This is a genomic window from Streptomyces sp. NPDC045287 (assembly GCF_056432325.1).
Window position 1 is genome coordinate 18,981 of the sequence record NZ_JBWKJG010000019.1, and the last position, 13,737, is coordinate 32,717.

A 13,737-nucleotide genomic window follows, 5' to 3' on the forward strand; every position below is an offset into this window, starting at 1 on the left:
TCCGAAGCAGTGCCTGGTTGGCCGGCGCAGCGCTTGGAGGCCTTGCGGGTACCCGGGGTGCCCACCGGCGCCCGGCGCGGCGAGACCCTGGCGGCGCCCGTCGGCGCCCACGCCGTGCGCTGGTCCGACCTGGTCATCGTCGAGCCCCCCGGCTTCCCGATCGCCGTCGAGGTCGAGCTCACCCCGAAGGCCCTGGCCGCGATCCGGGCGATTCTGCGGGCCTACCGGCACACAGCGTTGCGTCCTCTACCTGGCCACCGCGCCGGTAGCCCGTCAGCTCCAGGGTGGCCCAGGCCCGGACGGCGTGTGGGTCGACGGAGCCGCCCAGGACGCGGGCCTCATCCCGCCGGGTAAACCGCGTCCGGGCGTCGTCGAGCACCTCAGCGCGCGGCCGTTCACCGCCAGCGACCCGGCCGTGGCCCGCCGGACAACACAGCAGACCACCCGGCTACGGGATGGATAACGCGCAGCTCACACCCGTTGCACCCCCGGTATCCAGAGCCGTTGCCGTCCGGAGCGTCAGCCTTCCTCTACTTGTCGTCAGGTTCACCGAGCGCGGCGAGGATGTGCGCGCGGGTGGCGGCCGCGGCTTCCTGCACCGCCTGGTCCTCGGCGTCGGCGAACTGGTCGAGGAGGACGACGGTGGCCTGGAGGACACCGACGGGTACGGGCACGGTGCGCAGGGCGGCGAGAGCGGCGGACGCCTGCTCGGCCGGCGAGACGGCCTGGGGGCCGGCCGGGATCAGGGTGCGAACGCCGCGGCCGAGGCCCGCGCGGTCACGAGAGGGAGTAGTCACGGGCCTGATCCTCCCGCAGGTCCCGCGTCCGCCAGGGCGAGGGATTCGTCTGTCGCCAAGCGGACAGGGAACTGTCTACCTGCCCGCCCGGCGGGCAGCGTCTACGCGTCCAGGGCATCATTACGGTAACCGCGGCCACCGCCAGTGCCTTCGACCGAGTGAGCGCCCGCTGGTGTTCTTCGTTGAGGGTGTGGCCCGGCCCGGTGAACTGGGTCACGACACCGGCTCACGCTTCGGCCAGCTCGTCATCGGGCAACGGCGCGGGGCGGCGGAGCGGGACGCCCCGGGCGGGCGTGCGCATCGGCACCACGTCTGCCGGCAGCGCCCCGAAGCGAGGAGCCGGCTCCCGCACCTGCGCTCCCGGCGTTCCGGCTACGGCGAGCGCCGTGAGGCACGTGCTCCCGCCGGCTGATGATGGACTACCCACGCGGGCGCAGGGACGACTGCGGATGACTGTTGAGGAGCACCCCGACCGGCGTCGTCCCCGCACCCGCGGGGGTAGCCCGACCTGTGCCGCACCATCCGCGCGTGGTCAGGGCAGAGGAACTGACTCGGCTTCGACAGCCCTGGGTAACCTGGCCTGCTGCTGCACTGCCTGGGTGGTGGTCGGGTCCACGGGGGACGGCGGCGCAACCGCGCGGTGTATTCCGAGGGTGCGTCGGTAGCCGACCGACGGAGCGGGGCGTGGTGCTGGCGCGGTCGGTAGATGCGACTGTGGGGTCGGGTCGGCGGCCGCCGTGGCGGGGCCGGCCTTCCCGGGGATGGACGGCAGGACGTGCAGGGCGCGCGCTCGCGCCGGGCACTTGCTCGTTGGCGGCCTCGATCAGCTCCGGCGCAATCCAGCGCGGCTTCGTGCCGTACGCCGGGGCGCTGGGGGCGGCGTCCAGGCGGCCGGTGTCCGCGTCGCACTACGCCGCCTTCACGTGCCCGGCGAGCTCGGATGCGGCCGCGGCGACGATGTCGTCGAACTGGGCGAGGACGCTGCCGGCGGCCGGGGCGACCAGGCCGCGCTCGGTCATCATCATCGTGATCGCCGCACCCGGTCCGAGCGGCTCACGGCTGTCACAGCAACAGCCCGGGGCGGGCTGGGATCTCAGCGTCCCCGCGCCCAGGCCCAGCCCGATCCGTACGGCCCGCAGGTCCCGCTCCCACACCTCCCGAGGAGCGGAGTCCGCGCACGTCCCGCGCCGTCTACTTGACGGGCTTCCACACCGCGCAGTTCGTCGACGTGAACTGACCGTCCGACGCCCGGATCGTCACCGTGATCTCCTGCGCTGACGTCGCGAACTGGTTGTCGATGATCTCTCCCGACTTCGCCGTCCGCTCCCAGTAGCAGTCCGTCATCTGGCCCTTCGCCCGGTACGTGCCCGGCGGGATCGTCTCCTTCGCCACTTCATCCGCCGGCCGCTCACCGTTCTCGTCCGTGACGAAATCGTCCGGGTCCGGCGGCCCCGACGGGCTCGGCGACACCTTCGCATCGGCCGCGACTACGTACGTGCCACTGGTGAACCACCGCTCGTACTTCCCCGACCCGGCCTGCTTCACCACGGTCGTCCACTTCGGACACAACTTCGGCACACCCACCTGCAGCATCTCGGCGCCGTCCCCGCCTAGGCTCCCGGACTCCGCCAACCACTGCGGCCGCGACATCCCCTTGACCCCGCTCACCGGCAACGAGTCACAAATGTCCTGCACGAACGCGGACGCACTGTCGTACAGGTCGTCGACCACCCAGCCCTTCTCATCGGCGAGCTTGTCGATCTCACCCTCCGGCGTCGACGGATACACCGGCTCCGACGGCACCTCATCCGGCACGTCCGGCACCTCTACCGTCTCCGCGGGGCCCGTCGGCACATCCGACCCCGCCTCAACGCCTCCCCCGCCCCCGCTACACCCGGACACCAGCGCCACCACGACCATCCCGGCCGCCAGCGCCCCCACCCTGCGCACACGATTCATCCGCGCAGAATGCCACCCCCACCCCCACCATAGGAGTCCAACCCGAAAATCGGGGATCGCCGAACCAGACGCGGGGCCCGGCCGGTCGGTTCGAACGCGGTCATGATCGTGTACCTCCTCCTCGGGAGAGGGAGCGGGTCGGGCGTCCGTACCGGACGTGGAAACGGCCTCGGCCCGAAAAGGGCTCCCGGCCTGCGGACACGTCCAACGTCTCATGCGGGACGGACCGGCACATCGTCGAAGGGTCCCAGGAGCCACCGGACATTTCGGATGACCCGGCCCCGCCGGGACGTCCTCCCACGGGACGAGCCGGCCCGGGTGGGTGGTCCGGTCGCGGATCGCCCGGGCTTCGCCGGGCGGCCGGGCGCCTGGCTCACCCTTCGTCCCGGCCGCCGGTGGAGGGGTGCCGGCTCCGCGTGATGGCGAGGACGCCGCCCGCGACGGCGATCACGGCGATGGCCAGCGCGATGCTGACCCCGCCTTCGGTGTCCCAGTACACGTCCTCCAGGCTGATCAGCAGCGCCGCCTCGTCCAGGACCAGCGCCAGTCCCACCCCGTAGGCAAGGCCCATCCAGGCGCGCGTCCGCGCGGAGCGCTGGACCAGGCCTACCACCCCCACGGCCGCGAGCATGAGGATGCCCCACACATAGTGGTGGATGTGCACCCCGCCGGCCTGGACGTCGCCCAGGCCCGCCACATCGATGTGGATGAGCCAGGTGAGCAGGCGCATCCCGCCGAAGGTGAGGGCGAACCCCCACCAGGCCAGCACCAGGCCACGCCGCTCCGGGGAGACGCCGGGCAGGACGCGCCGGTGCAAGGGCCTTCCCCCGTGCCCGGTCCGGGTACGGGGGGAAGTCTTCGACGGCTCCACGGGCGCCCTCCTGTCGAGAATGCTCTGGTCAGCGCGGCCATCACGCCCGGCGCACTGTAGTGGGCCGCGTGCGCGGCGACCGGGACCTCGGCGACGTGTCCGTCGACGACCGTGCGCGCCACTCGCCACACCCGGGCGCCGGAGGCGACAGGACCGCTCGCCCCGCGCACGACGGGCACCGGCGCCCGGACCCGGGCCGGGCCCGTCTCGAAACCCCGCACGAGACGTACGGGCGGACCTACCCGGGCCAGACCGTCCCGCGATCCGCCGGACCGTCCCGCGGTCCCGCCTCCGTCAGGACCGGACCGATGCCGCTTCCCGCCGGTTCGGCCCAAAGGCCAGTCGAACCTCCCAACCCCGCCACCGTCGGCGCAGCCAGCGGTCGTGGCCGGCGACCACGGCTGCAGACCGGGGTGCACGACGCGCTCGTGGGACCGGGCGGTGTGCCGGACGTTGCAGCGGCCTGCAGGAACCTCGCCCAGGACCAGGAAGAAGCTGTCCGGCGGGGCGCCGCGCAGATCTCGGCGTGGACAGGCGACACAAGGTGTTGACCTGAATCGGCCTGCCCGTGGGCTGGTTCATGCAGCCGTTGCTTGTGGGAGGCGGGGTTCGTAGAAGGTGCCGTCGCGGAGCATTGCGAACAGCACGCTGATCCGCTGTCGGGCCCTGCCCGGCCCACCCAGCCGATGCCGACCGCAACACCGTGCGCGGCAGCGGGGACACCCATGGCCGGACTGCAGCCGGGCGGCGGCCTCCAGCTGTGCCACACCCGCCGCGCCGCCACGAGCCGTCACGGCCTGGACCTGTCGGGGCCCGCTCGGCGCGGGCACGACGCGGGTCTGCTTTTCGGCGGCGCGGGGCGGCAGCCGGGTCGACGCGCCGTTCGGGCAGGCCGGCGATGGCGGCCTGGTGGGCGGTGAGGGCTTGGCGGTAGCGGGGTGAGGCCGTCTCCCCGGTCTTCACCGGCCCGGCAACCATGCTCCCCGCGCCCGCGGGGATGGTCCCGCTGATAACCCCCGAGACACCGACGGCCCACAGTGCTTCCCACGTCCGCAGGGATGGTCCAAGGGCGGCAAGCCCGTCGAGGTGACCGTGGGTGCTCCCCGCGTCCGCGGGGATGGTCCCGCGGTCCTCGACGGATGTCGGCGTACACGTGAACGTGCACAGCCGAGTACGGATGAACGTGCCCACCTGCGGGCATGGTCAGGCGTCTTCTTGACCTGAAGCATAATTGAGGTTCTAGCGTGTCGCCTGCTCGATCATCTGACGATGGGAAATGCGCTCGTGATCCTCGTGACCGGAGCCACTGGAAACATAGGCAGTCCCCTGCTGAAGGAGCTGCACGCGCGCGACGTCGGGCCGTTGAGAGGGCTCACCCGTGATGCCGCACGGGCCGTCTTCCCTCAGGGGATCGAGGCTGTGGAGGGCGACCTCGCAGAGCCGACATCGTTAAAGTCCGCGCTGGAGGGAGTGCGCTCGCTGTTTCTTGTGTCGCGTCTGGGCTCGGACGCCGACGCGCTCGAAGCCGCCCGGCAGGCGGGAGTGGAGCACGTCGTGCTGGTGTCGTCCATCACCGTGCAGACCCACCCGCACCTCGGCCCCGCCGACGAGAACCTGGCGGTGGAGCAACTACTCAAGGAAACCGGCATGGACTGGACGATCCTGCGGCCGACGCAGTTCGCGTCGAACGCCCTGATGTGGGCTGCGTCCATCCGTGGCCACGAGACCGTACGCGTGCCGTACGCCGAAACCGCGCTGCCGACCATCCACCCCGCGGACATCGCATCGGTGGCACGGGTGGCACTGACTGGGCCCGGCCACCACGGACGCACGTATGCCTTGACCGGGCCAGAGCCGATAACCGCCCGGCAGCAGGTCGAGGCCATCGCGGCAGTACTGGGTCGGGAGATTCCCTTCGCCGAGATCAGCCGTCGGCAGGCCCACGCGCAGATGGTCGCGGTCTTCGGGATCGAGGCCGCGGACGCGGTGCTCGACATCACTGGCGGAGACGTGAACCCCGAGCTGCTGATGGTGCGCGACACGGTTTCACAGGTCACCGGAACGCCGGCTCGCCCGTTCCGGCAGTGGGCTTCGGAGAACGCCGACGCCTTCCGTTGAACCGCCAGGACCTGAGCACGTTCGTCCGTACCCAGATGCGCATTTTCAGGAGTACGCCGGCATGAGGGCCTGGGCCGCTCACGGGGCGGGTTCAGCAGCAAGCTCCACCTGAGCGCGGACGCCCGCCCCGGCCCCCGCTGTCCCTGATCGTCGCCGCAGGCCAGCGGGCTGACTGCACCCAGTTCAAGCTGGTCCTAGAGAAGATTCGCGTGCCACGGCCCTGGGTGGGCAGGCCCCGCAAGAAGCCGGACAGCCTCACGGCCGACAGGGCCTACAGCAACGAGCCGTGCCGCGAATACCTGCGACGACGCGGTATCCGGCACACGATCCCGGAGAAGACCGACAGCCAGGCCCCTCGCCCGCGCAAGGGTGCACGCGGCGGACGGCCGCCCGACTTCGACGAAGAGCGGTACGAGAAGCGCAACACCGTCGAACGGGCCATCAACCGATGGAAGCAGCACCGGGCGGTCGCCACCAGATACGACAAGCGCGGCTATGTCCACCTCGGCACCGCGACAGCGGCAGCCCTCACCATCTGACTCCGAACGTGATCGCCCGGACAAGTCCAATCAGGCCACCTGCCGCGTACTCGGACCCTGCCCGCGCCGGGTATCGAGCACGGGCCGGGTCCCCCGGTCTGCCTGCTCGCGCCCCGTCGACCGACGCCAGTGGGCACGGCGCTGGCCGCTCACCCTCTACAGCGCTTCACTGACGTGCCCAACCCATCTCGTTCTCGCCGACCGGGGGTGGCGTTCCTCCGGCTGCTGCGCGGCAGCCGGAAGGAGGCCCTCTCATAATCTGCTGTAGCCGGTTGGGCCGCTGGGCGGCCTGGTCCGCGCAGCTCGTTGATGGCGAGGCGTGTTCAGGCGCAGAGGAAGATGCTCAGGTTGCTGAAGGGAGGCTCGCAGACCGCGATGCTGAGCGCGCTGGGCGCCTCTTCCACGCCGTCGCAGTCCCAGGGGGTCTTCATCATCTGGAGGTCCAGAAGTGCCATGGCCGTTCCCACCCTTTCCTACGTTCCCTTGTAGCGCTTGACTGTGCGCATACAGGAAGGTAATCCCCTTGTGGGATTGTGTGAAGACGCCCGCACCCGACGGTGATACGGAACCCCCAAACGAGTGAGAGCACAGCGCGGGGCACACCATCACTGAGCCTTCACCAGGCTCACGCTGGGTACAACGAAGAACGACGGCGGCGGGGCAGGGTGGCAGGACGCCGCCCTCCGCGGCGAAGCAGCGGAGCTGACGGCCAGAGGCCGGGGACGTCGTCCGCACCGACAACGAACCGGTGCGGCGGGACGGCCGGACACCGCCCTCCGAAGCGGCAGGACCGGCGGCGAGCCGGGACGGCGAAGTGGCGCGGCGAGGCGGCGGCCGACTCACGGCGAGCACCCGCGCCAACGGCTGGCGAGCGGCACGGCGGCGAGGACGGCGGCCATCGTCGACGGCAAAACGGCGCGGCGAGACAGCGCTCGACGACAGCCGGCCGACGGCGATACCGAGCTGGGGGGCCAGGACGGCGCGTACAGCGGCACGGCGACACCGTACGGCGGGTGGTCGATGGTGGGCCGGGGCAACAGGCCGGGACGACGGGGCGGCAGAGCAGTGCCGAAGCGGTGGTCGACGACGGGCTGGGCGGCCGGACACCACCCTCCGCGGCGAAGCAACGGCATCGACAGCCAGAGCCCGGCGACGACCTGACGCACCGACGACGGACCGGTACGGCGGGACGGCCAGCCGCCCCCCCTCGGCCGCATGGGGCGGCGGTCGGCGACGCGGCCGAAGCGGCGGTCAAGGGCTCGGCCGGGAGACGGAGGCCGTACGGGCGAGCGCCGACGCCCGGAACGGGGCGGTGGCGGGGACGCCGGGACAGCGGTGGTCGACGACGGCGGCCGACGACGGAGCGGGACGCCGCACGAGGGACGACGGTGGTGGTCGACGACGGGGCGCCGACACCGTACAGCAGCGGCGGCGCCCACGACGGTGGGCAGCATACGAGCTGCTGGATGCTCCAGCGGTCCGGATGGTCGGGACCGGTGGGGCGGGCGAAGACGTTGAGCTCGCTGGAGCGGCCCACGGTGACCTCGGCGGGTGCGGACCGGAAGGCGTGCAGATCTCGGTCCTAACGAGCTCGTGCACGGTAAGGCGGTGAGGTGTCGGGCTCCTGGTCGTCGATCATGGTCGTGTGGCGGGGAACGCGTTTCGTGAAGTGATCGTCAGCGACCGGAGGATCACGGGCCTGTCGGCTGACGTGATCGCTGAACTCGTTGCCGAACTGGGGCCGCTGTGGCGCGACCGACACCAGGCCAAGCTCGCGGCCAGACCGCGGAAGCGGGCTGTGGGCACGGGTGCGAAGCACCGGCTGGTCTTCGTCGACCGGCTCCTGGCCGCGCTCGTGCATCTGCGCCATGCCGTCACTCATGACGTGCTGGCCTGCTGGTTCGGTGTGGACCGCTCCACCATCACCCGTGCCATCGGCGAGGTGCGGCCACTGCTCGCCGAGCGGGGGTGCACCATCAGCCCGGGTGTGCGGCTGCGGGCACTGGCCGAGGTCGTCGGCCACCTGGGAACCAGCGGGAAGACCGGCATCATCGACGGAACCGAGATCCGCGTCAGGCGCCCGGCCGCCGGGCGCAAGGACCGGGACAAGTTCATCTCCGGCAAGAGCAAGCAGAACGCGGTCAAGAGCATGGTTGTCACGGACGACGACGGTCGCGTCCTCTTCTGCAGTCCGGCTCAGCACGGCAGCTGCGCAGACATCACCCATGCTCGCCAGTTAGGGCTGGTCAGGCTCCTGGACGGCGGCCCCGCACTGGAGATCCTCGCGGATGCCGGTTACCAGGGCCTGGGCACCCAGACCGGCGGGCGCGTGGTGACGCCACCACACCGCAAGTTCAAGAAGAACGCCCCGGACTGGTACGAGGAGATGCACGAGCGGCAACGCAAGGCGCACTCCTCACGTCGTATCCGCGTCGAGCACGGCATCGCGCATTTGAAGAACTGGCGGGCACTGGCCCGCCACCTCGGCCGCCGCGAGCACATCAGCGACATGGCCCAAGCCGTTGCCGGCCTGCTGTCCCATCAGCAGACTGCGGACCTGACCTCGGCACGGCAGAAGTGAACACTGATCCCCGCCGCAGTCCTCGACGCCTCACCGCCTACCGTGCACGAGCTCGTAAAGCGTGTTGCGGAAGGCGGCGAATCGGCCATTTCCCGTGCATGCGTGGGGCGTTGAGGATTGAGCCGTTATGGGTGGAGACGTTCACGGGTCTGCGGATGCGGCAGTTCGAGCGGTTGCTGAAGGTCGTGTGTGAACGGGGCGGGAACGGGCCTGGCGGCGGCCGGCCGTGGTGTCTGCCGCTGGCGGACCGGACACTTGGCCGGGGCCGCACGTTCGCGACACTAATCGGCGACAATGCCGCGGGCGCTGAGGACGTTTCGCAACTCCGGGCCCAGGAACTCGGAGCCAAGGACGCGCCGGAGGTTCGGAAGTAGCACGAGGTCGTCGAGGGAAGCGACGTCGAACAAGTCGTCCTCGCCGTCCCAGACGGGGGCGCACTCCTGGTACACCCGGTTACCGCCGTCCATGCACAGCTCCTCGACGCCGGCCAGGAGTTCATCGCTGATCTCCAGTGATGCGAAGTAGCCGCGTGCCTCGGGCACGACCTGGTACGCCAGGCCGTGCTGCTGCGCGTACTCCCAGGGGGCGTCGCTGATCCCCTTCTCCTTAAGGAGATCGGCGAGGCAGAACTGAGGCGTGAGCGTCTCATCGATGTACATCAGCTGCTCGACGACGATGAGCTTGAAGTTGAAGTCCTTAAACGTTGCCATGCGCACAATCTAGACGGCACCACTGACACCAAGACCTCCGCAGCCTGGCAACCACCCTGATCCTGCGCGGATCGCCTGCCGCCCGGTGGTGCTCCCTGCGCCCGCGAGGATGACTCCTCGGCAACGTCCCGACGACAGGTCCCGGGGCGTGCTCCCCGCCCCTGCGGGGATGATCTCCTGGCGGCTGGCACGCCGCTCCCTCCGGCGTCGTGCTCCTCGCCCACGCGGAAGTGCCCCTCTATCCACGGTGCTCGGTTCGTTGTCCTCGTCACCAGCGGCCGCTTTACCCTGTCGGTGCAGGAAGGAGTGAGGTGTACGGTGTACACCTGCGTGGTTGGGCCATGGGCCACCGGCGCCGGAAGGGCAGCAGGCTGTTCAGGCAGCAACTGGAGCAGTGGCTCCGACGGCGACCCCTGGCTGCTCGGGCCCGCTGTGCCGCTGCCTGGCCGTCAGGGTCGGCCGAGGGCTTGGTAGGTCCACCCGGCTGCGCTCCAGTCGTCGGCGTTGAGGGTGCCGAGGGCGTCGATCAGCTTCGGGTTCGTGACGCGGGAGGCAAGGCGGGTGGGGTCGATGTGCCGGCATTGGGGCCACTCGGTCAGGTGCAGCAGCAGGTCGGCGTCTTCCGCTGCGGCGATGGGGTCGTCGGTGTGGTCGAGGTCGGGGTGGGCCTTGCGGGCGTTGTCCAAGCCTTTGGGGTCGGTGACGGTGGGCCTTGACCCCGAATCCTGGACACGGGTTATGCGGGTTGTGCCAGCGTAGTTGGTGTGAGAGGGGAAGGCGTTCTCGAAGGCGATCGGTGATCGTTGTTCAGGGCGGGAGTGTCGGCGTCGGGTGTTGCAGCGGTGGAGCCATCGGAAGGCGTCGAGTCGGTCCTCATGCTCGGTTGGCCAGCTCTTTCGTCCTTGCAGGGTCTCGCGTTTGAAGGTCGCGTTGAAGGACTCGGCGAGTGCGTTGTCCGCGCTGGACCCGACCGCGCTCATGCTCCGCCGATCCCCTGCTGACCTGCAGGCGCCGGCGAATGCCCTGCTTGTGTACTGGGCTCCGTGGCCGGTGTGCATGATCGATCCGGTGAGGCTGCCTCGGGTGCGGACGGCTGCGGCCAGGGCGTCGGTGACGAGGTCCGCACGCATGTGGTCGGCGATCGCCCAGCCGGCCAGACGTCGTGATGCGAGGTCGATGACGGTGGCCAGGTAGCAGAACTTCCCACCTTCGATGGGCAGGTAGGTGATGTCTCCGACGTATTTCGTGTCGGGGGCTGTGGCGGTGAAATCGCGGCCGATCAGGTCCGGGGCCTTGGCCGCGGCCGGGTCCGGGACGGTGGTGCGGTGCCGGCGGCGCAACCGGACCCCTTCGATCCCGGACACCCGCATGATCCGGGCGACCCGCTTGTGGTTGACCGCCTCACCATTCTCCTCGCGGAGCTCGGCGGTGAGCCTCGGGGCTCCGTAGGTGCCGTCCGATTCCTGGTGCACGGTCCTTATCCGGGCGGCCGGCTTCGCGTCGGCCGCCTGCCGGGCAGCCCGGTCCGCGGCTGTCCGCCGCCAGTAGTAGAAGCTCGAGCGGGCAACGCCGAGGATTCCGCACAGCCGCTTCACGCCGTAACGGCACTGGAGGCCGGCGACGCACTGGAAGCGGTTCACCAGCGTGTCTCCCCGGCGAAATACTTCGCCGCTTTACGCAGGATCTCGCGTTCCACCTCCAACTCGCGGACCTTCTTGCGCAGGGCGGCGTTCTCCGCCTCCAGCGGGGCCGGCGGCTGGGACGGTTCCTGCGCCCGGCGTCCCCGGGGCCGGCTTGCCCCGGCTGCCCTCACCCAATTCCGCAGTGTCTCAGGGTTGATTCCCAGATCGGCGGCGACCGACCTGATCGTCGCCTCCGGCCGCGACTCGTACAGCGCGACCGCATCCGCCTTGAACTGAGGCGGATAGTTCTTCATGACCACGAGATGTCCGTTCTCAGATCCTCAGGGTCCAGTGAGCCTTTTCCAACCTCACTTTGAGCTGGCCAGATGCGGGGGGAGGGCCGCCTGGACGGGGCTCGTGATACGAGTGGTCGAGCAGCGGAGCTTGCGGAGCGGCCTCCAGGACTTCAGGGTGGTGACGGCCTGCTCGACGAGGGCCCGGATCTTCGCGTGGGAACGGTTGACTTCCTGCTGGCCCGTGGAAGGGGTCTCCCGACGGCTCCGGTACGGGACACGGCCGGTGCCCCTGGCGCCCTGGTAGCCCTTGTCCGCCCAGCACATGATGCCGACTTCGGCGAGGGCGTCGATGACGCCGTGCTCACAGAAGGTCCGGACGTCGTGGACGACGCCCGGCAGAGCCGGTGAGGCCCACAGCGGTCGGCCGGATGGAGCGGCGAGGACCTGCACGTTCATCCCATGCCTCTTGTGTCTGCCGGAGTAGAAGGGGCGGTCGGCAGCGATCCGGTCGGCCGGCGGGAGAGTCCCGTCCGGCAGCACGCACGCCTTCGTCGATGCCGAACCCGTTTACCCTCAGTGCAGAACACATAACCCCAGCTCACACACCACGACCACCCCGCTGGGACCTCGCACCCGGCCTTTCGACAGACCTGCACCACCCCAGACCAGCCACCGTCCCGTACACCAACGACCCCCTCCGAGCGTCATCGGGGTTTCCCGCTCAACTCTCCGCCTCGGTGGTCCCGTCCTGCGGTGGGTCGGGCAGGGGCAGCAGGATGCGGAAGGTGCAGCCCTGGCCTGGGGCGGTGTCGAGGGTGATGCGGCCCCCGTGGGCCGTGACGAGGGCGTGGGCGATGGCGAGGCCGAGGCCGGAGCCGCCGGTGGCGCGGGTGCGGGAGTCGTCGGTGCGGTAGAAGCGGTCGAAGACGTGGTCGCGTTCGTCGGCGGTCAGACCGGGGCCCCGGTCGGCGACTTCCAGGGCGGCGTGGGGGCCGATGGTGCCGACGCCGATGCGGATGGGGGTGCCGGGAGGGGTGTGGGTGACGGCGTTGCCGATGAGGTTGGTGACCACCTGGCGGAGCCGGGCCTCGTCGGCGTGGGCGGGGGCGGTGGCGGGTCTTCCGCCTCCGGGCCCGGTCAGGGCAACCGGGCGGGTGGTGTCCAGGGCGCGTACGTCGCGGAGGGCGTCGGCGGCTAGAGTGCGCAGGTCCATGGGGGCGAGGTCGAGGGCGAAGGCGGGTTGCCGGGCGGGGCGCGTGCCACCGCCCGCTTCCCCGGTGTCCTCGTCGAGGCGGGCGAGGAGGAACATCTCCTCGACGAGTCGGGTGAGGCGCTCCGACTCCTCCGCGATGCGGGTCATCGTCCGGTCGACGTCCTCACGTGTGGGCATGGCGCCCATGCGGTACAGGTCGGTGTAGCCCTTGATGCCGACGAGTGGCGTGCGCAGTTCGTGGCTTGCGTCGGCGAAGAAGCGCCGGGTCCTCGCCTCGGCCTCCGCTCGGGCCCGGAAGGCCGTGTCGATCCGGCCGAGCATCTGGTTGAGGCAGGCGGTGAGGCGCCCTACCTCGGTGTGGGGGGCGGCCAGTTCGGGGACGCGGTGGGAGTAGTCGCCGGAGGTGATCGCGGTCGCGGTCTCCTCGATCCGGGTCAGGGGACGCAGTCCGGAGCGGACGGCGAACCAGCCGGCGATGCCCAGGAGGGTGAGCAGGGCGGCTCCTGCGGTCAGAGAGAGGTTGCGGGTCTTGGTGATGGTGCGGTCGACCTCCCCTAGGGAGGTGGCCACGGCGACGCTTCCCCGCGGCGTTGACCGGTTCGGTGGGAAGACCTGGGCCGACTGGGGCAGCGCGATGACCCGCCAGTCGTGCCCGCCCTCGCGCGCGGGCACGGTGAAGGCGCGGCCCCCGAGGGCGAGGACGGCCGCGCGGTCGAGGCGGGGCAGTGCGGGGCCGCCGCCCGGGGGCGCGGTGCCGGCGTCGAAGGCCCTGCGGGGGGCGCCGGTGGCATCCACGTACGTCACGGTGGTGTCGCCGAGCACGCCGAGGGCGCGCGCGCCTGGCGGTGTGTCGGCGCCGGACGGGGGTGCCAGCCGGGCGGCGATCTGCCCGGTCAGGGTGAGCCGGTCGTCCACCCGGTCCTGGAGGTAGCCGCGCAGGGCCGTGGTGACGAGGAGGCCCGTGCCCAGGAGGCCGACGGCGACCAGGGCGACGGACAGGCACAGCAGGCGGGTGCGCAGCGACATTCGGC

The 13,737-nt window shown here is 70.8% G+C and carries 11 protein-coding genes and 3 pseudogenes; 4 read left to right on the forward strand and 10 right to left on the reverse strand.

Annotated elements, in window-relative coordinates; all coding sequences use genetic code 11:
- Positions 1-530: 530 nt before the first annotated feature.
- The 4 genes from AC07D6_RS27080 to AC07D6_RS27095 all read right to left on the reverse strand — a co-directional run bounded on the left by AC07D6_RS27080 (position 531) and on the right by AC07D6_RS27095 (position 3,573).
- Positions 531-797, reverse strand: a complete 267-nt coding sequence (locus tag AC07D6_RS27080) for a hypothetical protein (protein WP_479048585.1) — start codon at positions 795-797, stop codon at positions 531-533.
- 908 nt (positions 798-1,705) lie between these two features.
- Entirely contained in the window at positions 1,706-1,951 is a 246-nt protein-coding gene (locus tag AC07D6_RS27085; RefSeq protein ID WP_479048588.1) for a hypothetical protein, read from the reverse strand.
- A gap of 37 nt (positions 1,952-1,988) precedes the next feature.
- A complete protein-coding gene (locus AC07D6_RS27090) occupies positions 1,989-2,621 on the reverse strand; it encodes a hypothetical protein (protein WP_479048591.1) in 633 nt (210 codons plus the stop codon).
- Between the two features lie 508 nt (positions 2,622-3,129).
- Entirely contained in the window at positions 3,130-3,573 is a 444-nt protein-coding gene (locus AC07D6_RS27095) for a hypothetical protein (protein WP_479048594.1), read from the reverse strand.
- A 1,338-nt stretch (positions 3,574-4,911) separates the two neighbouring features.
- Here AC07D6_RS27095 and AC07D6_RS27100 point away from each other — a divergent pair.
- Positions 4,912-5,745 carry an SDR family oxidoreductase gene (locus tag AC07D6_RS27100; protein ID WP_479048747.1) on the forward strand — a complete coding sequence of 278 codons (834 nt, stop codon included), beginning with the start codon at positions 4,912-4,914 and terminating at the stop codon, positions 5,743-5,745.
- A gap of 146 nt (positions 5,746-5,891) precedes the next feature.
- Complete coding sequence (locus AC07D6_RS27105; RefSeq protein ID WP_479048750.1) at positions 5,892-6,284, forward strand: transposase; 393 nt, start codon at positions 5,892-5,894, stop codon at positions 6,282-6,284.
- 323 nt (positions 6,285-6,607) lie between these two features.
- Here the strand turns inward: AC07D6_RS27105 and AC07D6_RS27110 are convergent, their stop codons facing one another.
- Positions 6,608-6,739, reverse strand: a complete 132-nt coding sequence (locus AC07D6_RS27110) for a SapB/AmfS family lanthipeptide (RefSeq protein ID WP_479048597.1) — start codon at positions 6,737-6,739, stop codon at positions 6,608-6,610.
- 1,190 nt (positions 6,740-7,929) lie between these two features.
- On the opposite strand from AC07D6_RS27110, the gene AC07D6_RS27115 reads away from it, so the two are divergent.
- Together AC07D6_RS27115 and AC07D6_RS27120 are read left to right on the forward strand one after the other, a co-directional pair.
- Complete coding sequence (locus AC07D6_RS27115; protein ID WP_479048600.1) at positions 7,930-8,865, forward strand: transposase; 936 nt, start codon at positions 7,930-7,932, stop codon at positions 8,863-8,865.
- A gap of 98 nt (positions 8,866-8,963) precedes the next feature.
- Positions 8,964-9,122, forward strand: a pseudogene (locus tag AC07D6_RS27120) (IS5/IS1182 family transposase); the annotation flags it as partial.
- A gap of 24 nt (positions 9,123-9,146) precedes the next feature.
- On the opposite strand, the gene AC07D6_RS27125 reads toward AC07D6_RS27120, so the two are convergent.
- The 5 genes and pseudogenes from AC07D6_RS27125 to AC07D6_RS27145 form a co-directional block, all read right to left on the reverse strand.
- A complete protein-coding gene (locus AC07D6_RS27125; protein ID WP_479048602.1) occupies positions 9,147-9,575 on the reverse strand; it encodes a DUF6892 domain-containing protein in 429 nt (142 codons plus the stop codon).
- 449 nt (positions 9,576-10,024) lie between these two features.
- The gene (locus tag AC07D6_RS27130) at positions 10,025-10,315 is read right to left on the reverse strand and encodes a UDP binding domain-containing protein (RefSeq protein WP_479048754.1); all 291 of its coding nucleotides are present in this window, start codon (positions 10,313-10,315) and stop codon (positions 10,025-10,027) included.
- Between the two features lie 12 nt (positions 10,316-10,327).
- Positions 10,328-11,517 (reverse strand): annotated as a pseudogene (locus tag AC07D6_RS27135) (IS3 family transposase); the annotation flags it as partial.
- Positions 11,518-11,565: 48 nt separating this feature from the next.
- Positions 11,566-12,054: pseudogene (locus tag AC07D6_RS27140) on the reverse strand (transposase family protein); the annotation flags it as partial.
- A gap of 160 nt (positions 12,055-12,214) precedes the next feature.
- A complete protein-coding gene (locus AC07D6_RS27145) occupies positions 12,215-13,732 on the reverse strand; it encodes an ATP-binding protein (RefSeq protein ID WP_479048605.1) in 1,518 nt (505 codons plus the stop codon).
- Positions 13,733-13,737: the final 5 nt, after the last annotated feature.